Origin of the sequence: Coprococcus sp. AF51-11b1, from assembly GCF_027682785.1 — a bacterium.
Classification (GTDB): Bacteria; Bacillota; Clostridia; order Lachnospirales; family Lachnospiraceae; genus Allocoprococcus; species Allocoprococcus comes.
Genome location: NZ_JAQCZB010000001.1, coordinates 119,813 through 139,098 on the forward strand (window position 1 = coordinate 119,813; position 19,286 = coordinate 139,098).

A 19,286-nucleotide genomic window follows, 5' to 3' on the forward strand; every position below is an offset into this window, starting at 1 on the left:
TCATATTACTTTGTCAATATGTTACCTTGTTATGATCTGGATGATCGTCTTATCCGTTTCACGCATTCCCTTCTTTGCAAGCTCTCCGATATTGCGGAATTTATTTTCTACACCTTTTTCTATGAGTCCGTCTCCTCCATAGAACTGCTTTTCTATCTTCTCTTACCAGTTCCCAGTCATAATATCCGGTTGGTACTCAATCTGTGACACGATCTGTGAGGGCGTATATTTCCAGATTTTCTCTCCTGTATAATCTGCCGCCACAAACATCCCAAAGATAAGGAAACTGATAAACATCCGCGCAAAGAAACTGCTTCCGCCATTTTCTTCTGAAGAATGTTCTCCATATAATCCCCTGTATACATGCTGATACCTTGGATGCACCGCCGGGATACTGCCTTTTCTCCATTTTTGACGTGACATCCTAAGCAACTCCTCGCGGCGTTCCTGTGATTCGTTCATTCCAATCTCTCCCTTCTGCTAAAGCATCCAATTAAAATGAATGTGCCTCGGTGCATTCTACGCCGAACGCAGTTACTTGCAACATTCTTCTTTGCGCGAGTGCGCATCTTTGGCAGGTAGTTCTTTTCATTTACCAGAAAGTTCTTTCCCAATTTCAGGCAAACAAAAAGGACATATACCTCTACCTCAGTATATGTCCCTCTTTTTTTCAAATATGCTATTTTTACCGTTTTGCCATCTCTTCCATGATGTCATCACAGGTGATCCCGCGTTCTGCCATCAACACCATCATATGATACAGGAAGTCGCACATCTCATATTTGAGTTCTTCCGGGTTCGGATTCTTCGCTGCAATGATGATCTCGGCAGCCTCTTCTCCAACCTTCTTCAGAATTTTATCAATACCTTTTTCAAACAGATAGTTCGTGTAAGATCCTTCCTTTGGATGCTCTTTGCGATCCATGATCGTATGATACACGCTCTCAAATACCTGCTGCGTATTGATTTCTTCATACTGATCCCCTACGATTGGCTGGAAGAAGCAGGTCGGATTGCCGGTATGACATGCCGCTCCTACCTGATCGACTTTTGCAAGCAGGGTATCTTTGTCACAGTCGATGGTCAGGGATTTGACATACTGAAAATGTCCGGATGTCTCGCCTTTTGTCCAGAGACTCTGTCTGCTCCGGCTGAAATAGGTCATCCGTCCGGTTTTCACTGTTTTTTCAAATGCCTCCTGATTCATGTATGCCACCATCAGCACTTCGGACGTCTTATAATGCTGTGTGACAACCGGAAGTAATCCATCGGAATTTAATTTAAATTCGGAAAAATCCATCAGACTCTCAAAGGATGTCATACGAATTCCTTTCTGGCTGCACTCTTCTTTGAAATCAGCACAATTGATTTCTCTCTGACTCACATACATTCCAGAAAGTCCTTTCACACCCGGGCATTCCAGGATCTTAAAAAGCTCTTCCTTTTCCAGTGTATCGGTCACAACCACACACGGAATATCCGTAATATTTACAACGGAATTCAGATCCAGACGGTGCATAAATACAATCTGGCTACTATAAGTCTGGATCAGATGCTGCTGCTTAAATAATGCATCAAAGTCATTCAGTGACACCGCGATCTTCTCTTTTCCAAACCGCTTTGCCACCTCTTCGATCAGTTTCTGTGAATCCGGCTTTGAAAAATTCAGCATGGCACGCTTTGCACCGGTGTAGAGGATTTTCTTGACATCCTCCTGCCGCTTTACATTTCCTCCGGCAACCATCGGAATCCGAATCACGCGGTTGATCTTTTTCATCAGTTCAATGGACTCATCATGATCCTGGTCCGTATTTGACAGGTCAAATACCAGAAGTTCATCCGCCCCGTTATCGCTGTACTCTTTTGCCAGCGCGATCACATCTTCAGATACAACTGTCGGGTCATCAAACCATTTTACCGCCTTCCCTCCAAGGATAAAAATGCAGGGAATCAATCTTTTATAACTCATACGAGAAACTCCTTTTATCTTTTTACAGACTGCCTTTTGTAGACCACACTTCTTTCATCCGTGGTTCTTCGGATACAGCCATATCAAGCGCTTTTCCAAATGCTTTAAATAACGCCTCTGCCATATGATGGTTGTTGCCGCCATCCAGGACTTTCAGGTGCAGGTTCATTGCACCGCTGTAGGAAACAGCATAGAAAAATTCTTTTACCATCTCCGTGTCCAGTTCTCCTAATTTGTCACAGGTAAATGTGGCGTCAAAATTCAGATATGGTCTTCCGGAAAGGTCGATTGCCGAAAGCACCAGCACCTCATCCATCGGAAGCATAAAATGTCCATACCGCTTGATTCCTTTTTTATCTCCCAGTGCTTTTGCAATGGTCTGCCCCAGCACGATTCCGGTATCCTCGATCGTGTGGTGGCTGTCTACCTCCAGGTCTCCGGTAACTTTGACAGTCAGATCAAAAAGTCCATGTCTTGCAAAGCCGGAAAGCATATGGTCAAAGAAGCCGATACCAGTAGAAATGTCAGTCTTTCCTGTTCCGTCCAGATTCAGTGTCATTTCGATCTGTGTCTCTTTTGTCACACGACTGCAGGATGCAACTCTGCTCTCCATCTTTTAGTCCTCCTCTTCAAAACGTACATGGATCGAATTGGCATGCGCAGTCAGCTGTTCCGCTTTTGCAAAGCTTTCGATATCCTTATGTACCTTCTGCAGTGCTTCTCTTGAATAAGAGATGATACTGGATTTCTTAATGAAATCGTCTACAGAAAGCGGGGAAAAGAATTTAGCGGTTCCGTTGGTCGGAAGGATATGGTTTGGTCCGGCGAAATAATCGCCCAGTGGCTCGCTTGCATATTCTCCGATAAAGATAGCTCCTGCATTGCGGATCTTGGTCATCACTTCAAATGGATTTTTTGTCTGGATTTCCAAATGCTCGGATGCGATCTCATTTGCCACGTCGATCACATCTTCCATCGTATCGGCAAGCAGAATATATCCGTAATTATCCAGAGATTTGGAAATGATCTCTGCTCTTGAAAGTTCTTTTAAGAAACCATCTACCTGATCGGATACCTCATGTGCCAGCTTTTCACTTGTCGTAACAAGAATTGCGGAAGCAAGTTCATCATGCTCTGCCTGGGAAAGCAGGTCTGCCGCAACATATCTCGGATTAGCTGTCTCATCTGCCACAACCAGGATTTCACTTGGTCCTGCAATGGAATCAATGCTGACATGACCGTAAACTGCTTTCTTTGCAAGTGCTACATAGATATTTCCAGGTCCTACGATCTTGTCAACCTTCGGGATACTCTCTGTTCCGTAAGCAAGGGCTGCAATTGCCTGTGCACCGCCGACCTTGTAGATCTTATCCACACCGGCTTCTTTGGCTGCAACCAGTGTATTCGGACTTACTTTTCCATTTTTTCCAGGAGGCGTTACCATGATGATCTCATCCACACCGGCAACCTTTGCCGGCATCACATTCATCAGTACCGAAGACGGATAAACTGCCTTTCCTCCCGGCACATACACGCCGACTCTGTGAAGCGGAGTGATCTTCTGCCCAAGAATGGTTCCGTCCGGTTTACTGTCAAACCAGCTGTTCTGACGCTGTTTTGCATGATAACTTTCGATATTGTCTTTTGCTTTGCGGATGACTGTAAGAAGTGTATCATCAACCTGCGCATATGCTTCTTCAATTTCTGCATCTGTGACTTCAATCGTATCTGCAGTAAGCTCTGCCCCATCAAATTTGGCAGTGTATGCAAAAACTGCCGCATCTTTTTCTTCTTTTACTTTATCTAAAATTTCTTTTACGCTTGCCTCATACTGTCCATAATTGTTCGGACTTCTTTTCAGCAGATCTTCCAGCAGATTTTTCTTTGTATCGCTGTTCAGCTTTTGTATTCTCATGTGCATTAAGCCTCCCTTTTTAATATACTTCTGAGTTTATAAAGAAGTTCCTTGATCCTGTCATTTTCCAGACGCATGCTGACCGGGTTTACGATCATACGCGCTGATAACGGGCAAACCTCATCGAGAACTACAAGTCCGTTCTCCTTCAGGGTGGATCCGGTTTCCACGATATCCACGATCACCTCTGAAAGGCCAACGATCGGTGCAAGTTCAATCGAACCGTTCAATTTGATAATCTCTACCGTCTGGTGTCTGGTATTATAAAAATAATCCTTTGCAATATTCGGATATTTTGTTGCCACACGGATCAGTTCGTGATTCTCCAGATATTTTTTCGCATCTGCCGGTCCGCATACGCACATCCTGCATTTACCAAAACCAAGATCCAGTACCTCATGTACTTTCTTTCCCGCTTCCAGAATCGTGTCTTTTCCGACCACGCCGATGTCCGCCGCACCATATTCTACATAGGTCGGTACATCCGGTCCCTTCGATAAGAAAAATTTGAGTTTTAATTCTTCATTCACAAAAATCAGCTTTCTGGAATTTTTATCTTTCATTTCCTCACAGGTGATCCCCAGTTCTTCCAGAAGCTCCAGTGTCTGTTTTGCGAGCCGCCCCTTACAGAGCGCAAATGTCAAATATCTTGTGTCTTTCATCGTCTCACCCCTACCCTACAATTTTCTCTTCGCCGGTCATCAGGTTCACCATCTGCACATCTCCTTTGCTGCGAAGATACAGCATGCTTCCTGCAAGATTGCGTTTTCCATAATCCACATAGAATTCCAGCGACTTATCCGATGCTTTCTGAAGGATCTGGGTATTTTTGTCCTTCCCTCTGAATTCCATGGCAAGCTGGATTGCATCCTTCAACCGTTCTTTATCATATAAAATCAGGGAACTCTTCTCGCCACTTGAGATCTGGATCTTCTGGCGGGAAAGTGCGCTCATCAGTTCATCTACTACGATCGCAAAACCGATCGCCGGCTCTTCTTTTCCAAACTTTTCAACCAGGTGGTCATAACGTCCGCCTTTTACAATGGCATCCCCGGTCCCAAAAGTGTATCCCCGGAAGATAATACCGGTATAATATCCGTAAATTCCGCTCATGCTCAGATCAAACGTAATATACTGTTCCATTTTGTAGACAGATAAGATCGCGTAGATTTTTTCGAGACGCCGGATTGCTTTCATCGCTTTTTTGCTTGGCGCTACCTTTTTCGCCTCCTCCAGGATCTCCACACCACCGACCATCTCTGAAAGTGCAGAAAATGCTTTTCTTGACACCGGTTTTGCATCAGCCTCTTCTAAAAGTTCATCTGCACCGAAAAAGTTCCGGTTGTTAATCAACTCACGCAGACGTTCTTCTGTCTCATCATCAATCTCGGATTCCTCGATCAGACTCTGGAAAAAGTCTACATTTCCTATACTGATCTGAAATTCTTCCAGTCCGGCATTCTTCAGGCAGTCAATGACAAGTGCCAGCATCTCCGCATCAGCATCCGCCGCATCCAGTCCGATCATCTCCGCGCCCATCTGGGTACTTTCCTTTAATCGTCCCTGATAACTGGAATGATTGATAAATGTATTCCCCATATAACAAAGCCTTGCCGGGAGCTCATCATCCTTAAATAAAGTTGCCGTCGCACGTGCGATCTGCGGAGTGATATCCGGTCTTAACACCAGTGTGTTGCCGTCTCTGTCAAAAAATTTATATAATTCCCTTGAAGGAATGGTTCCGATCTCTTTTCTGAATACATCAAAATATTCATACATAGGAGTCTGGATATCATGATATCCGTACAAATGCAGAGTCTTATGAAGTCGGTTCTGAAGTGCCAGCTTTTTGGCGCATTCTTCGTGATAAATGTCTCGGACCCCTTCGGGTGTATGTAATAACTGCTCCATAGATTGTAACTCCTCTTTTTTGTTTATTTGTCACTTTAGCATGTTACCATATTAAAATGTGACCTTGTTGTATTATACGAACTTTGACGCGGCTTGTCAAGCCTGCATACTCAGAAGTTCTATCCTGCTAATCTCTTTTCCATGCTTCTTATCTTTCTTCCCGGTGATCCAGATCCTTCTGGAGCATCTCCAGATACGGAACGAATACGCCCTGCCTTAGCTGCATAAAATATTCCTCATCCAGTTCTTCAAAGCGTACGCTTTTCCGTCCGCCCTGCTTCATCCGCTCCCAAAACACTTCTATTTCTTCAAAACGCATGTAATAAAGCAGGTTTTTTGTACTGTAATAGATAAGAAAAAAGGAAATTCCATCCTGTTTTTCAAAATCCCGCATAAAGTTCATCTGGTGTTCATGGATATTGTGTAGTGGAAAGGTATCCATACTGCACTCTTTTGCGTCAAAACATACGGGAATTCCCTGTACTGCTCCAATATAATCGACCGTACTGCGCTGGTCAAAATAGGCCAGCGTGATCTGGCGGTGATCTTTGTCCATTCGTACCGGAGTGATCGGTGTCGGGATTTTCTGAATGAGCGCCAGTCCCTGCTGCTGATAGCGTTCATTCGTCCGGTTAATAAAATCCTCCAGGGTTGAACCTCTTAGCCCTCTTGAATTCCAGGTTCCCATTCTAATCCTTCTCCTTTTATGATGGTTGTAAATCCTTCCGGAAGAGGCGCGGTAACCTCCTTTTCCGATACCTTTGCAAGCGCATCCTCTCTTTTCGGGAACTGCATTTTCCATGCATGTAAAAGTTGATATTTTAACGCATATTTTTTCCTGAAAATAGAATTAACCTTTGGATTACCATACTTGCTATCCCCGATGATCGGATGACCGGTCGAAGACAGATGTGCACGGATCTGATGGGTCCGTCCCGTGATCAGATGCACCTTCAGAATCGTCTGCTGACCATTATCCGCAAGCGGAATATACTCTGTGGCTATCGGCTTTGCCTCGCCTTTTGCTTCTTTCAGAATTTTCACCTGATTGGTCATCTCATTTTTCAGAAGATATCCTTCGATCTTCTGACGGTCTTTTATCACCCCATCCACGATCGTGAGATAATATTTTTTCACGGTCCTGTCTCTTAAAATCTCGCTGAGCTGCTGTAATCCCGCAAGGCTTTTCCCTGCGGTTACAAGACCACTGGTATTCCGATCCAGGCGGTTACAGACAGATGGGCGGAAAGTAGCAAGCTCAGCTGGTTTCAGATCGCCTTTTTTCAGCAGATAAGCGATCATATATTCATTCAGGGAAAGGTCAGACGGTGCTGCTTTCTGGGAAAGCATGCCTGATGGTTTGTTCAGGATCAAAATATCCGGATCCTCATAGATTACCGACAGCCGGATGCTGCTTTCCATTGCCCGTGCAAGATCTGCCGGAAGCTGCTTTTCTGCTCCCGGTGCCCCTGCGAATTTCTGCCAGGTATCATCTGAGAGAAATACTTCAACCTGGTCTCCTTTTGTCAGTTTTTCATTTCCCTGCGCTTTTTTCCCGTTTAACTTGATGTTCTTTTTCCGCAGCATCTTGTAAACAAAGCTCATCGGCGCATTACTTAAATATTTTCCAAGAAGCTTGTCCAGACGCTGTCCTGCTTCATTTGACGAAACGGTTATTTTCTGCATGCTTTTAATTCCTCCTGCCTTCTACAGTGAAATGTCCAGAAGGAGTCCTTTGATCATCTCTTCGTGTTTTCTTGTATCCTGCTGTTCTACAGAAGCAATGTTGTTCATTCCCTCGGCGCGGGTCAGAAATGCTTTATAATCATGGAAAAGCTTGACCACCACCTTGTCGAACTGGTTCTGCTTCATAATGGATTTGATATGCTTTGCGGCATAGTCCACATCCACTTTTTTCACCGGCACATAGCCGCAGATCGTATTGTTGTAAATTGCAACAGCTGCTATCGGCATTGCCTTTTTCTCACTGGTGATCACAAGATCGTATGCAACGGTAAGTTCTTCGGTGACAGCCGAGATTTCAAGCTCAGTTGCCTCATCAATGGAATCATGCGGCATGACCATGATCAGATTGACCAGGATCCGGCTTGCCGGAAGACATCCGAGTACCGCTACTACAGTGAGCAGATTGAGCTTTGTCTTTGTTGTCACATAACCGGCGATCACCAGTGCAGCAACCAGTCCAAAAGAGACAACAGCTTCCAGTATCAATAATCGTTTTCTTCTGCGCAGATAACCTGCATCTCCTTTTTGTATCTTCATCTTGTCTTTCGCTTACTCCTTCGTTATTTTCTCCATCATTGACATGGCTTTTAAGATCATTCCATGCGGAAGTACTTTGGTTGCAGCTTCTGCCCCTTTCATTGCCGTGCCATATACAGAAACCTCTTTTTTGTATTTGGCATCAATGAGCGCCTGCTTTACAACCTGTACCGGATCTGCCATCACAGCCTCTTTCATGCCACCGGGCAACTTCCCTGACACTTCAAAAAACGGGGTGTCCACAGGTCCCGGGCAGACCGCTGTGACGAAGATTCCTTTTTCCTTAAGTTCAGCTGCAAGGCTTCTTGAAAAGCTCAGTACATACGACTTTGTCGCTGCATAAACTGCGAATTTTGCCTGCGGGCAAAAAGCTGCTGCGCTTGCCAGGTTGATGATCCTGGTTCCTTTATGCATCCAGGGCAGACAGGTACAGGTCATTTCGGTCAGTCCCCGGCAGTTCAGGTCGATCATGCGGAGCTGAAGTTTCTTGTCTTCCTTTGCAATCTCCTCTACTGTCCCGGTCTTTCCGAATCCTGCTGCATTGACCAGCATACGGATATCAGGATTCTGATTCTCCAGCCGGTTTTTCACCTGCTTGTATACCAGATCCTCTTCCATGTCCCCTGCAAAGATCCGGATATAGATCTTGTGGCTTTTCTTAATCTCTTCCAGCTTCTTTTCACTGCGGGCGATCACCCAGATTTCATCCAGTTCCCTGTAAAAACGTTCAATCTGTCTGACAAATTCTTTTCCCATGCCGGAGGATGCCCCGGTAACAATCGCAATCTTCATAAGCGGTTCTCCTTTCTCCTGTGACTACTTCCGTTTGTGTACATTACGGATGGATTTCTTTTTCTGCGGTCTTAACGAGGACTCACCTCTGCCGTTTCCTGTAAATGCAGGTTTTGTATTCTTATGCCCTGCATTTGAATTTTTATAATTTCCGTTTGTCTTTCCTGGATTTTTGTTATTTCCATTCGGGTTTTTGCTCTTTCGGTCCGTGCCGCCATGAGTTCCGCCATGGTTTCTTCCGCTGTATCCATTCTTCTCCTGCATTTTTTCAGAATGCAGTTTTCTCGGACGGATCAGACATTTTTCATCGAATCCTACCAGATCCATACGGTCTGCGATTCGCAGTGCCTCCATGACCAGATCATAATTCTTCGGATTCCGGTACTGGATCAGTGCTCTCTGCATTGCTTTTTCATGCGGATTCTTCGGCACATACACCGGCTTCATCGTCCGCGGATCTACACCGGTATAATACATACAAGTGGAAATCGTAGACGGTGTCGGGTAGAAATCCTGTACCTGCTCCGGCATATAACCGAGATCCCGCAGGTATTCGGCAAGCTTTACCGCTTCTTTCATAGTAGAACCCGGATGGGACGACATCAGATATGGAACCAGGTACTGTTTAAGTCCAAGCCTTTTATTGATCTCTTCGTATTTGTGGGTAAAACGTTCATAAACTGCATTTTCCGGCTTGCCCATCATCTGAAGAACCGGGTCTGCTACATGCTCCGGTGCAACTTTCAGCTGACCGCTGACATGATATTGACACAGTTCTTTGAAAAACGTGTCATCCGGATCCGCCAGCAGATAGTCAAACCGGATACCGGAACGGATAAATACTTTTTTGACTCCAGGTATCTTTCTGAGATCCCTGAGAATGCTTAAGTATTCTTTATGATCTGCGATCAGATTTTTACACGGCTTTGGAAAAAGACACTGTTTGTTCGTACAGGCCCCGTATTTTAACTGTTTCTTACATGCCGGTGCACGGAAGTTCGCGGTCGGTCCGCCTACATCATGAATATATCCTTTGAATTCCGGATCTTCCGGAAATGTCTTTGCTTCAGCGATCAGTGATTCCTTACTTCGTGTCTGAATGATCCTTCCCTGATGGAATGTCAGTGCACAAAAACTGCAGCCTCCAAAACATCCCCTGTTGCTGATCAGACTGAATTTGATCTCCCGGATTGCCGGAACTCCACCTGCCGTCTCATAAGATGGATGATAGGTCCGCATGTAAGGAAGTGCGTAGACATCATCCATCTCCTGCTGGGTCAGCGGTTTTGCCGGAGGGTTCTGTACCACATACAGATGATCCGAATAGGGCTCAACCAGCCGCTTTCCAGAAAATGGATCTGTGTTGCAGTACTGTCTGTAAAAGCTTTTGGCGTACAGAAGCTTATCTTTTTTCATCTCTTCATACGGTTCCAGAATCTCTGCATCATACACACTGTCCAGATTCTTGACCTTGCAGACCGTTCCATCGATATAGGTAATGTCCTTGATATCCAGTCCGGCATCCAGTGCCTCTGCAATCTCAATGATCGAGCGTTCGCCCATTCCATAGGAAACCAGGTCTGCACCCGAATCCAGAAGAATGGAACGCTTAAGCTGGTTGGACCAGTAATCATAATGTGCAAGTCTTCTAAGACTCGCCTCGATACCACCCAGAATGATTGGTGTCTTCTTATATGTCTGACGGATCAGATTGCCGTACACAACTGCTGCATAATCCGGTCTCTTTCCCATCACTCCGCCCGGTGTATAAGAATCCTGCTGCCGTCTTTTCTTTGATACAGAATAATGGTTGACCATGGAATCCATATTTCCCGCCGACACCATAAATCCAAGCCGCGGCTCTCCAAATTCTGTAATACTTTCTTTATCCTTCCAGTCAGGCTGTGCAATGATCCCCACGCGGAAGCCATGTGCCTCTAAAAGGCGGGTGATGATCGCATGTCCAAAAGACGGGTGGTCTACATAGGCATCTCCGCTTACATAGACAAAGTCTACCTGATTCCACCCCCGTTCTTCCATCTCTTTCCTGCTGATCGGTAAAAATCCATGATTCATTATAATACCTCGTATGTCTGATTGGTAATGTCTTCATAGCTGTGAATAAAATAGTCGGCAAGTTCCCGCTTTTTCGCATCCTGTGGGCGTGAAAACCAGTCGTCCACCGCGCACACACGCATTCCTGCATTTTTCCCGGCGAGGATTCCCATCGGAACATCTTCAAATACCAGGCAGGCAGAAGGCTCTGCACCCAGCTGCCCAGCCGCCTTCAGATAAACATCCGGTGCCGGTTTCCCTTTATTCACTTCGCAGCTTGTACAGATCGTATCGAAAAGATGGGTGATCTGCCTTGCCTTTAAAAATTCTTCCACCAGTTTCCGGTCATTGCTGGTTGCGATTCCTGTCCGGATCCCTTTCTCTTTCAGCATCTCCAGAAATTCCTTTACCCCTGGCTTTAGTGTGACCTCTTTTGTATATTTATCCACAGACATATCATACCATTCTTTTTTGATCTCCTCCACAGTATGCGGAAGCTCCGGAAAAATCTTCAAAAAGTACTGCGCTGTCTCGGTATAGCTCATCCCTTCCATTGCCTCATGAAAATCTTCCGGCGGATTCAGATGATATTTTCTGATATAATCTTCATCTATCGCTGTCCACACCCACATGGAATCTACCAGAGTCCCATCCAGATCAAAAATGACAGCTTTAGTATGCTCTAACATAATTTTTTTATCTCCTCTTCGGTCAGTGACCGGTATTCTCCCTTTGTAAGTGTCTTATCCAGAGCAAGGCTTCCCATAGAAAGCCGCTTCAGATAGATTACCTCTTTGCCGACTGCATGAAACATCCGCTTCACCTGATGGAAACGTCCTTCAGTGATCGTAAGCTCGATTTCCGACTCTTCCTCACTTTTTAGGATTCGAAGATCTGCGCTTTTAGTCGGCGTATCGTCTCCGATATCCACTCCATCTGCAAATGCTTTCACATCAGATTCATCTACCTTTCCCTGTACTTTCGCATAATACACCTTATCCACATGCTTTTTTGGGGAAAGCAGGCGGTGTGCCAGTTCTCCGTCATTGGTGATCAGAAGAAGTCCTTCCGTGTCCTTATCCAGACGTCCTACCGGGAACAGATCATTTCTTTTTTTATCTGTGATCAGATCCAGAACTGTCTTGTCCCGGTCATCTTTTGTTGCGGAAATAACACCTGCAGGTTTATGGAGCATATAATACTCTTTTTTAGCGTATCCAATCTGTTTTCCGTCAAGACTTACTTTCTGTGTGGTCTCATCGATTTTAAGTTCCGGTTTTTTCACCGTCTCTCCATCAACCATAACACGTCCGCTGCGGATCAGCTTTTTGATTTCACTTCTGGTTCCCTGCCCCATCTCGGCAAGATATTTGTCTATGCGCATCATGCAGACTGATTCCTCCATCCAGGCAGATATTTGTTCTTCAAAGTTCCGTTCGTGACTTTTCCCCATCCAAGCGGGAAACCGTCTGTACAGACCAGATGCCAGCCTTTTGCCTTAGCCGGAATCAGATCCTCCACATCGATAGTCTCACCTTTCAGATAACGCATCAGTCGGTCATCATCAGAAGACAGGTTCAAAGTATGCGCGTACTCTTCCATTTTCAGGTTCATCGCCAGTGCCTGGCTCGGTTCAAAACGCTTTTTCTTCAGTTCACCAAGGAGAAGTCCGCTTCTTAAAAATCTTGCGCCTTTCAGTTCCGGAAGATTCTCCGGCATATAGTACACGCGCTCTCCATGGATATCCAGTCTCCACGGCTTTAGATCCCACTTTACATCACGGAAGAATTCCTCCAGCTCTGCCGGGATTTTCTTCGCTTTCTGCTCTGCGACCGGGGAAGACGGGCAGATTGCATCCTCACTCTTTTTCAGCAGTGCGAGGTAATGTCCCTCCCCTTTCATATGATGTGGAAAAATACGGACAGTCTTAGCAAAATCCGGATCCTTTGACTTGGTTACTTCCGGCCTGCCCGGTGCAAATCCTTCATATCCTGCGATTTCCTGAATCTCGAATTCCGGATATTCACCGAGCAGATATTCGATCGTCCCCTCATTCTCCAGTGGATCAAACGTACAGGTTGAATACAGCATCATGCCACCCGGCTTTAACATTCTTGCCGCCTGGGTGATAATGCTTCTCTGCAGCTTCGAGAAAAATTCCGGTCCATGTTCTTCCCAGGCGCGTACCATCTTCTTATCCTTACGGAACATCCCTTCCCCCGAACACGGCGCATCGATCAGGATCTTGTCAAAATAACCGCTGAAATAGCGTTCCAGTCGCCCAGGTTCTTCACTCATGACCAGCATATTGCCGATCCCGAAAACTTCCAGATTCTTTAAGAGTCCTCTTGCTCTGGAGCTGCTGATATCATTTGCGACCAGAACACCTTCGTTCTGAAGCTTCGCTCCAAGCTCGGTTGCCTTTCCACCGGGTGCGGCACAGACATCCAGTACCCGGTCCCCCGGTTCTACCGGAAGACGGTTCGCCGGTGTCATCGCACTCGGCTCCTGCAGGTAGTAAAGTCCTGCAAAATAATACGGATGCTTCGCAGGAGATATCTTTTCTCCATCATAATAAAAACCGTTGTCGATCCACGGGATCGGTGTGATCTCAAACGGACAGATCTTCACAAAATCCTCCACAGAAATCTTCTCCGTATTCACACGAAGTCCGTAATATCTCGGCTCGTCATAACATTTTATATAATCCTCAAATTCATCTCCGAGGAGTGCCTTCATCTTCTCTTCAAATTCATTTGGTAAATTTATCATTCTTTCGTCCTCCATATCATTTAAGTATAGCATAGTTAGAAAGAACAGGAAAGTTTTTTCTCCCCGGCAAGTCTTAAAATCCAATAGGGATTGTAACTGGTTTCTTTGCCGTCCGGATACAGATAAATCCCCAGATGCAGATGCGTGGCAAACATCCCTTTCGTCCCCTCCGGACCATATCCTGTATTTCCCATAAATCCAATGATATCCCCTGCCTTCACCTCGTCCCCCTCCTGATAACTTCCATAAGAGTCCAGATGTGCATAATAGAAATATGCACCGGACGGTGCGGTAATCCCGATCCTGTATCCTCCCTTTTCCAGCCAGCCTCTTACCGATACTACCCCATCTGTCATACTCACAACCGGATAGAGACCGGGGATATCTTTCGATGCCATCAGATCACAGCCTTCATGTCCCCTTTTCCCTCCGTAGGTGCGCTCTCCCATCCAGCTGTCCACAAAAGATACCTGATACTGTGGATGTTTCGGTGATTCCGGAACAGGAAAATAGCGGATATCATTCCAAAGAGCTGTACAGATCTTTTCAAAAGATTTCCACTCTTCTTTTTCCGACCATTTTTCAAACAGCTCTTTTTCGTTATCCTGTGGAAACAGGCTGTTTTCCAGAAAATAAATGGCATAAAGTCTTCCTCTTTTTTCATGATCTGTCTTCGCAAGAACCTGAAAAAACGCCTCCTTCATCCCAAGCTTTCTGAATTCTTCTGTGCTTCCTGTTTTTAGGTTCAACCGGTTTTTTTTAGCTTTCTCGTTGATCTGTATGCTTGCTGCCACGCAAAAAATCAGCAATAAAAAAAGGAGCAGAAGCGATCTGCGTTCCAGTCTTTTTTTCAAGATTTCTCCATTTTTCTTTTATTCTATTCACACTGAATCTCTTCTATGCACATGTGCCCCGGTATATCTGTCTGCGTTTTTTCATAAACTATTGCAAAAGAATACGACAGGTATACACGATGAAAACAAAAAAACTGTCTGTGTTTTTTCTGATCGGACTTTTCCTTCTGATGCTTTTTTCCCCGGAAACCGTTGCCACAGGTGCCGCAAACGGACTGCTGCTCTGGTATAGGCAGGTGCTTCCGGTGCTCTTTCCTTTTCTTCTTATAACCGGTCTTATGATCCGCACAGAGAGCATTTCCCTGATCAACCATACCCTTTCTCCGATTCTGAAGCCTTTTCTTGGCATTTCTGAAAATGCTTCTTTTTCGGTGGTCTGTGGATTTCTCTGTGGCTTTCCAGTAGGGGCAAAATCCTGCTCTGACCTGACTGATAAAGGGGAAATTTCTTCTGCTGAAGGAGAATATCTGCTTTCCTTCTGTAACAATGTCAGTCCTGCGTTTCTGACCGGGTATGTGGCAGTACAGAGCCTCAAGCAGCCTGAAATGGCGCAGATCTGTCTGCTTTTTCCTATCCTTGCCGCACTGTGCTGCTCCTTTTTGTTCCGCAGATGGTATCTGCCACGGAATCCTTTTGCGGTCGTAGAAGAACAGGCTGATCCCAGACAATTTCTTCCTTTTTCCGAGGCTCTTGACGAAAGTATTCTGTCAGCATGTGATTCCATCACGAAAATCGGCGGATATATGATCGTTTTTTCAGTGCTCATTTCTTTTATGGCAAAACTTTCCTTTCAGAATTTCTTCTGGAAATTGTTGCTTCTTCCCGGAGTGGAACTGACCGGGGGAATCCGCATGCTCTGTCAGCTGGACCTTACTTCTGAACTGCGGTTTCTTCTCGTTATGGCGCACTGTTCTTTTGGAGGAGTCTGCGCGCTTTTCCAGACAAAATGCATGATCCGATCCCAGAACTGGTCTTTTCCTCGCTATATAGCAGAAAAGCTGATTACCGCAATGGTAACCAGCCTGTTCGCTTTTTGCTATATGAAATTGTTCGGATAAAGAACTTATTCCCTCTGTCCCTGATCCGTCTGTCCGGCTTCTCCGCCGAATTCTGCTTCCAGTCCGCGTGAGGACTTATCCGGAACTTCCAGTTCTGCACGGTTGTTACGGACAACATCATAACATTCCTGAAGGGATGTTACCAGACTGTCATACTTGCTTGTGTAACTGTTCAGTGTATGACCGATGATGCTTTCAGCATTGGCAAGAAGATCATCTGTATACTGCACTGCCCCGATACGGATATCGTTGGCATCATTAGTCGCATTATCCAGAATCTGCTGTGCCTGGTCTGTTGCTGCCATAACGATCTCGTTTGCCTGTGCGTATGCCTGCTGCATGATCTCATGCTCGCTTACCAGTTCACTTGTCTGTGCATGTGCTTCTTCAATCATGCTTTCTGCTTTCTGTTGTGCATCCGCAAGGATCGCATCCTTGTTCGCAATGATCTTCTGATAACGCTTGATCTCATCAGGTGTCTTCATACGAAGTTCACGGAGAAGTTCATCGATCTGGTCTTTATTCACGATAATCTTTGTAGTTGATAATGGCTGAAACTTACAGCTGTCAATGTACTCTTCAATTTCTTCAATAATCTGCTCAATACGGCTGCTCATAATTTTGCACTCTCCTTCTTGTCACAGACCTACTGTGACATCTTTTCTTTTATACTTTTGGCGACAGTCTCCGGCACGAACTGGGAAATATCCCCTCCGAAAGCTGCGACTTCTCTTACGATTGTAGAGCTAAGGTAAGAATACTTGAGATTGGTTGTAAGGAACATGGTTTCTACTTCCGGTTCAAGCTTATGATTCGTCTGTGACATCTGGATCTCATATTCAAAATCTGTGATCGCACGCAGTCCGCGAATCACAAGACGTGCCTTTTGCTGTCTTGCAAATTCTACAAGCAGCCCGTCGAAAGGCACTACTTTCACGTTGTCGAGATCTTTTGTCACTTCCTTTAACATTTTAACACGTTCTTCTACAGAAAACAACGGGGTTTTTGCTTTATTCATCAATACTCCGATTATAAGTTCGTCTACAATTTTACTACTCCGGGTAATAATATCCAGATGTCCGAAAGTTACCGGGTCAAAGCTTCCCGGATAAATCGCTCTTATCATGAGTCTACTCCTCCACAGATATAAATACATGCATATTGGTCTTGTATTTCTTTTGTTTGATCATTAAAAAACCAAGTTCCTCCAAATAAGAAAAATCAGTCGCCAAAGATGCTTCCACGATGATCAGTGCATCCTTTTCCAGCAAGTCTGATTTTGCAAGATAAGTAAGCACCTCTTTTTCCAGCATATGGTTGTATGGTGGATCCATAAACACATAATCGAATTTTTCTCTTCCATCCAGCCTGCGAAGTGCCGAAAACACATCCTCCCGGATTACTTCCGCCTGGTCTGCAAGCTGTGTCTTTTTCAGATTCTCCATAATGCACTGGATTGCATTCGGATTGTTTTCCACAAAAACCGCCTTTTTTACACCTCGGCTGATCGCCTCAATCCCGATTGCCCCGCTTCCGGAAAAAAGATCCAGAAATGTACAGTCGCAGAGTCCGTGTGCGATCATATTGAATAAGGTTTCTTTGGTTCTGTCGGTTGTCGGACGTGTCTCCATTCCTTTTACCGTCACAAGTGGTATTCTTCTGGCTTTCCCTGCTATGACTCTCATCTTATCGTTCTCCTGATTTATGATGTCAGAAACTACTCCATCATTTCAAAACATAGGGTGTTTTGTCTTTTAACCCTGACAACATATTATACTTATTTGTGATTATTTTGTCAATTTCCCCGCTTGTATTTTACCAGATACATTTTTTATATCTGTCTTTTTTCAGATACAAAGCTCTACTTTTCCAACTCCATATGTGCCTGATGGACAGTGATCTGCTGATATGGAATATCAATATGATTTTCATCCAGTGTCAACTTGATATTTTCCAGCATCCGCCATCTTGTCGGCCAATACTCTTCACTTTTTACCCATGCACGGACACCAAGCACCACTGAACTGCTCCCAAGCTCATTTACAAAGACATTATGTTCCATACTCTGGATGACGGACGGATCATTTTTTACAAGTCCCTGCAGCAGTTTCTTGGCAAGGCGCAGATCCGCTTCATATGCAATATCCACCTTCAGATCCAGCTGACGGTAATCTTTGTCCGTCACATTGGTAAGGCTTGTGTTGGCAAGTGTTCCATTCGGCACAATGATCGTCTTGTTGTCAATGGTGGCAAGCTTAGTGTAGAAGATCTGGATCTCTTTGACCGTTCCTTCATTGCCATGGCTGTCTTCTATAATATAATCCCCGACAACAAAAGGCTTCAAAAATAAAATCAGCATCCCACCGGCAAGGTTGGAAAGACTTCCCTGCAGGGCAAGACCAACTGCCACGCCTGCCGATGCAACCGTTGCTGCAATCGATGCAGATTCTACACCGAGCGAATTGATAATTGCCAGAAACAGCAGAATATGAAGTCCGTATTTCAACAGAGAATCCACAAACTGTCTTGCACCGGTATCCGAATTGGCGCGTTCCATGGATGCCCGCGTAATCTTGCGGATCCAGTTGATCACCTTATGGCAGATGATGAATATGAGCAGCGCCATCAGAATCCGGATTCCAAACGCAATCAGGTCCGGACCTTTCTCCTGAATGAATTTGTTAAATCCGGTGATTGTATCCACCGTATCCTGCACGGTCGCCTCTACCTCACTTCCTGCGGCTGTCTGTGTCAAAAGCATGTTTTATCCCTCCTTCAGTGCAATAAATGCTGCAAGATTCCCCCTCTTTCCTTTGGATGCGCGATGGGAAAATAAAAGCTCCGGGTTGCAACAGGTACACACATTAGTAACCGCCATATGTTCCGGTCTGATCCCTGCATCTGTGAGAACCAGTTCATTTGCCTTCCAGAGATCCAGCTGGAACTTTCCATTCTCCTTGGCATAGAACAGACGGTCATATTCAGACTCTCTGAAATTTGCGCGGAACATATCGATCACATCTTCACTGACTTCATAGCATTCCTGACAGATGGACGGTCCCACACAGGCAAGGATATTCTTTGGATCACAATTGAATTCTTTCTGCATCTTTTCAACCGTCACCTGTCCCATCCGGTTCACGGTGCCTCTCCAGCCGGAATGGCTGGATGCTACCACCTTTTTCACCGGATCCAGAAACAGAAGCGGTACACAGTCCGCGTAAAATGTCACCAGACAGATCCCCGGTATATTTGTGATCAGTCCATCTACATCTGTGTAATCTTTTTCTCTTGTAACACCTTTGCCAGCATCTTCTCTTGTCACAATCCGTACGTTCGTCGTATGGGTCTGATGCGTGCAGACCATATGCTCCGGCTTCACGCCGATTGCAGCTGCTATTCTTCTGTAATTCTCGTCCACATGCGCGGGATCATCCCCTCTGGTATAGCTCAGGTTCATGCTTCCCAGGAAACCTTCACTCACTCCTCCAAGTCTGGTCGAAATTCCATGTTCTACAAGCCCTTCCTTTTCAAGGATCGGATATTTGAGAAATGGTACACCAGCACTTATGCATTCGTCAAAGATATGCTCCTCGTTTTTATATTTTAATCCTATTTTCATCTGTACTCTCCCGTATTGTGATATCTGCAGGCAGCCATTTGCCTTTCCCCGGTAT

22 protein-coding genes are annotated in these 19,286 nt (G+C 45.2%); 1 reads left to right on the forward strand and 21 read right to left on the reverse strand.

The features are described 5' to 3' along the window. Nucleotides 1–162: 162 nt before the first annotated feature. The 16 genes from PGY05_RS00550 to PGY05_RS00625 all read right to left on the reverse strand — a co-directional run bounded on the left by PGY05_RS00550 (nucleotide 163) and on the right by PGY05_RS00625 (nucleotide 14,582). Entirely contained in the window at nucleotides 163–462 is a 300-nt protein-coding gene (locus PGY05_RS00550) for a hypothetical protein (RefSeq protein WP_008370556.1), read from the reverse strand. Between the two features lie 223 nt (nucleotides 463–685). Further along, nucleotides 686–1,969 carry a bifunctional phosphoribosyl-AMP cyclohydrolase/phosphoribosyl-ATP diphosphatase HisIE gene (gene hisIE / locus PGY05_RS00555; RefSeq protein WP_270475144.1) on the reverse strand — a complete coding sequence of 428 codons (1,284 nt, stop codon included), beginning with the start codon at nucleotides 1,967–1,969 and terminating at the stop codon, nucleotides 686–688. Nucleotides 1,970–1,991: 22 nt separating this feature from the next. Then, nucleotides 1,992–2,582, reverse strand: a complete 591-nt coding sequence (gene hisB, locus PGY05_RS00560; RefSeq protein WP_022220612.1) for an imidazoleglycerol-phosphate dehydratase HisB — start codon at nucleotides 2,580–2,582, stop codon at nucleotides 1,992–1,994. 3 nt (nucleotides 2,583–2,585) lie between these two features. Beyond that, entirely contained in the window at nucleotides 2,586–3,884 is a 1,299-nt protein-coding gene (gene hisD, locus PGY05_RS00565) for a histidinol dehydrogenase (RefSeq protein ID WP_022220613.1), read from the reverse strand. A gap of 5 nt (nucleotides 3,885–3,889) precedes the next feature. Beyond that, nucleotides 3,890–4,546: an ATP phosphoribosyltransferase gene (gene hisG, locus PGY05_RS00570; RefSeq protein ID WP_008370560.1), complete on the reverse strand. Its 657-nt coding sequence runs from the start codon at nucleotides 4,544–4,546 to the stop codon at nucleotides 3,890–3,892. A gap of 10 nt (nucleotides 4,547–4,556) precedes the next feature. Then, nucleotides 4,557–5,795: an ATP phosphoribosyltransferase regulatory subunit gene (hisZ, locus tag PGY05_RS00575; RefSeq protein WP_270475145.1), complete on the reverse strand. Its 1,239-nt coding sequence runs from the start codon at nucleotides 5,793–5,795 to the stop codon at nucleotides 4,557–4,559. Between the two features lie 148 nt (nucleotides 5,796–5,943). After that, nucleotides 5,944–6,483: a Holliday junction resolvase RecU gene (locus PGY05_RS00580; protein WP_008370565.1), complete on the reverse strand. Its 540-nt coding sequence runs from the start codon at nucleotides 6,481–6,483 to the stop codon at nucleotides 5,944–5,946. Then, nucleotides 6,456–7,481, reverse strand: coding sequence for an RluA family pseudouridine synthase (locus PGY05_RS00585; protein ID WP_195502712.1), 1,026 nt, complete (start codon nucleotides 7,479–7,481; stop codon nucleotides 6,456–6,458). The genes PGY05_RS00580 and PGY05_RS00585 overlap by 28 nt, the downstream gene beginning before the upstream one ends. Nucleotides 7,482–7,502: 21 nt before the next feature. Further along, nucleotides 7,503–8,078: a hypothetical protein gene (locus PGY05_RS00590; protein ID WP_055296637.1), complete on the reverse strand. Its 576-nt coding sequence runs from the start codon at nucleotides 8,076–8,078 to the stop codon at nucleotides 7,503–7,505. 12 nt (nucleotides 8,079–8,090) lie between these two features. Further along, the gene (locus PGY05_RS00595) at nucleotides 8,091–8,870 is read right to left on the reverse strand and encodes an SDR family NAD(P)-dependent oxidoreductase (RefSeq protein ID WP_195502714.1); all 780 of its coding nucleotides are present in this window, start codon (nucleotides 8,868–8,870) and stop codon (nucleotides 8,091–8,093) included. A 24-nt stretch (nucleotides 8,871–8,894) separates the two neighbouring features. Continuing rightward, nucleotides 8,895–10,946: a YgiQ family radical SAM protein gene (locus PGY05_RS00600; RefSeq protein ID WP_195479627.1), complete on the reverse strand. Its 2,052-nt coding sequence runs from the start codon at nucleotides 10,944–10,946 to the stop codon at nucleotides 8,895–8,897. Then, on the reverse strand, nucleotides 10,946–11,614 hold the full coding sequence (locus tag PGY05_RS00605; RefSeq protein WP_055157179.1) for an HAD family hydrolase: 669 nt from the start codon (nucleotides 11,612–11,614) through the stop codon (nucleotides 10,946–10,948). The genes PGY05_RS00600 and PGY05_RS00605 overlap by 1 nt, the downstream gene beginning before the upstream one ends. Next, a complete protein-coding gene (locus PGY05_RS00610; protein WP_270475146.1) occupies nucleotides 11,608–12,312 on the reverse strand; it encodes a pseudouridine synthase in 705 nt (234 codons plus the stop codon). Before PGY05_RS00610 ends, PGY05_RS00605 begins: the two co-directional genes overlap by 7 nt. Continuing rightward, nucleotides 12,309–13,694 (reverse strand): RsmF rRNA methyltransferase first C-terminal domain-containing protein, encoded by a 1,386-nt coding sequence (locus PGY05_RS00615; protein WP_117824376.1) that lies wholly within the window; start codon nucleotides 13,692–13,694, stop codon nucleotides 12,309–12,311. The genes PGY05_RS00610 and PGY05_RS00615 overlap by 4 nt, the downstream gene beginning before the upstream one ends. A 38-nt stretch (nucleotides 13,695–13,732) precedes the next feature. After that, on the reverse strand, nucleotides 13,733–14,491 hold the full coding sequence (locus tag PGY05_RS00620) for a M23 family metallopeptidase (RefSeq protein ID WP_195502738.1): 759 nt from the start codon (nucleotides 14,489–14,491) through the stop codon (nucleotides 13,733–13,735). Then, nucleotides 14,457–14,582: a hypothetical protein gene (locus PGY05_RS00625; RefSeq protein WP_270475296.1), complete on the reverse strand. Its 126-nt coding sequence runs from the start codon at nucleotides 14,580–14,582 to the stop codon at nucleotides 14,457–14,459. Before PGY05_RS00625 ends, PGY05_RS00620 begins: the two co-directional genes overlap by 35 nt. A gap of 88 nt (nucleotides 14,583–14,670) precedes the next feature. Between PGY05_RS00625 and PGY05_RS00630 the strand changes: the two genes are divergently transcribed. Further along, a complete protein-coding gene (locus PGY05_RS00630; RefSeq protein WP_055248825.1) occupies nucleotides 14,671–15,609 on the forward strand; it encodes a nucleoside recognition domain-containing protein in 939 nt (312 codons plus the stop codon). A gap of 5 nt (nucleotides 15,610–15,614) precedes the next feature. Here the strand turns inward: PGY05_RS00630 and PGY05_RS00635 are convergent, their stop codons facing one another. From PGY05_RS00635 to pgeF, 5 genes are all read right to left on the reverse strand, one after another. Beyond that, nucleotides 15,615–16,226: a hypothetical protein gene (locus PGY05_RS00635; RefSeq protein WP_008370579.1), complete on the reverse strand. Its 612-nt coding sequence runs from the start codon at nucleotides 16,224–16,226 to the stop codon at nucleotides 15,615–15,617. A gap of 29 nt (nucleotides 16,227–16,255) precedes the next feature. Beyond that, nucleotides 16,256–16,735, reverse strand: coding sequence for a pantetheine-phosphate adenylyltransferase (gene coaD / locus PGY05_RS00640; protein WP_195502716.1), 480 nt, complete (start codon nucleotides 16,733–16,735; stop codon nucleotides 16,256–16,258). A 4-nt stretch (nucleotides 16,736–16,739) separates the two neighbouring features. Next, entirely contained in the window at nucleotides 16,740–17,315 is a 576-nt protein-coding gene (gene rsmD, locus PGY05_RS00645; RefSeq protein WP_270223227.1) for a 16S rRNA (guanine(966)-N(2))-methyltransferase RsmD, read from the reverse strand. A gap of 155 nt (nucleotides 17,316–17,470) precedes the next feature. Continuing rightward, nucleotides 17,471–18,370, reverse strand: coding sequence for a mechanosensitive ion channel family protein (locus PGY05_RS00650; protein WP_195502718.1), 900 nt, complete (start codon nucleotides 18,368–18,370; stop codon nucleotides 17,471–17,473). A gap of 3 nt (nucleotides 18,371–18,373) precedes the next feature. Further along, a complete protein-coding gene (gene pgeF / locus PGY05_RS00655) occupies nucleotides 18,374–19,231 on the reverse strand; it encodes a peptidoglycan editing factor PgeF (protein ID WP_270475147.1) in 858 nt (285 codons plus the stop codon). Between the last annotated feature and the right edge of the window lie 55 nt (nucleotides 19,232–19,286).

What these genes read in the sequence shown, in the direction of transcription:
- hisB (WP_022220612.1), bottom strand. Translation starts at nt 2,582, where the DNA reads ATGGAGAGCAGAGTTGCATCCTGCAGTCGTGTGACAAAAGAGACACAG.
- PGY05_RS00635 (WP_008370579.1), bottom strand. Translation starts at nt 16,226, where the DNA reads ATGAGCAGCCGTATTGAGCAGATTATTGAAGAAATTGAAGAGTACATT.
- PGY05_RS00590 (WP_055296637.1), bottom strand. Translation starts at nt 8,078, where the DNA reads ATGAAGATACAAAAAGGAGATGCAGGTTATCTGCGCAGAAGAAAACGA.
- PGY05_RS00550 (WP_008370556.1), bottom strand. Translation starts at nt 462, where the DNA reads ATGAACGAATCACAGGAACGCCGCGAGGAGTTGCTTAGGATGTCACGT.
- PGY05_RS00650 (WP_195502718.1), bottom strand. Translation starts at nt 18,370, where the DNA reads ATGCTTTTGACACAGACAGCCGCAGGAAGTGAGGTAGAGGCGACCGTG.
- PGY05_RS00595 (WP_195502714.1), bottom strand. Translation starts at nt 8,870, where the DNA reads ATGAAGATTGCGATTGTTACCGGGGCATCCTCCGGCATGGGAAAAGAA.
- pgeF (WP_270475147.1), bottom strand. Translation starts at nt 19,231, where the DNA reads ATGAAAATAGGATTAAAATATAAAAACGAGGAGCATATCTTTGACGAA.
- hisG (WP_008370560.1), bottom strand. Translation starts at nt 4,546, where the DNA reads ATGAAAGACACAAGATATTTGACATTTGCGCTCTGTAAGGGGCGGCTC.
- coaD (WP_195502716.1), bottom strand. Translation starts at nt 16,735, where the DNA reads ATGATAAGAGCGATTTATCCGGGAAGCTTTGACCCGGTAACTTTCGGA.
- PGY05_RS00585 (WP_195502712.1), bottom strand. Translation starts at nt 7,481, where the DNA reads ATGCAGAAAATAACCGTTTCGTCAAATGAAGCAGGACAGCGTCTGGAC.
- hisZ (WP_270475145.1), bottom strand. Translation starts at nt 5,795, where the DNA reads ATGGAGCAGTTATTACATACACCCGAAGGGGTCCGAGACATTTATCAC.
- PGY05_RS00580 (WP_008370565.1), bottom strand. Translation starts at nt 6,483, where the DNA reads ATGGGAACCTGGAATTCAAGAGGGCTAAGAGGTTCAACCCTGGAGGAT.
- hisD (WP_022220613.1), bottom strand. Translation starts at nt 3,884, where the DNA reads ATGAGAATACAAAAGCTGAACAGCGATACAAAGAAAAATCTGCTGGAA.
- PGY05_RS00600 (WP_195479627.1), bottom strand. Translation starts at nt 10,946, where the DNA reads ATGAATCATGGATTTTTACCGATCAGCAGGAAAGAGATGGAAGAACGG.
- PGY05_RS00605 (WP_055157179.1), bottom strand. Translation starts at nt 11,614, where the DNA reads ATGTTAGAGCATACTAAAGCTGTCATTTTTGATCTGGATGGGACTCTG.
- hisIE (WP_270475144.1), bottom strand. Translation starts at nt 1,969, where the DNA reads ATGAGTTATAAAAGATTGATTCCCTGCATTTTTATCCTTGGAGGGAAG.
- PGY05_RS00610 (WP_270475146.1), bottom strand. Translation starts at nt 12,312, where the DNA reads ATGATGCGCATAGACAAATATCTTGCCGAGATGGGGCAGGGAACCAGA.
- PGY05_RS00630 (WP_055248825.1), top strand. Translation starts at nt 14,671, where the DNA reads ATGAAAACAAAAAAACTGTCTGTGTTTTTTCTGATCGGACTTTTCCTT.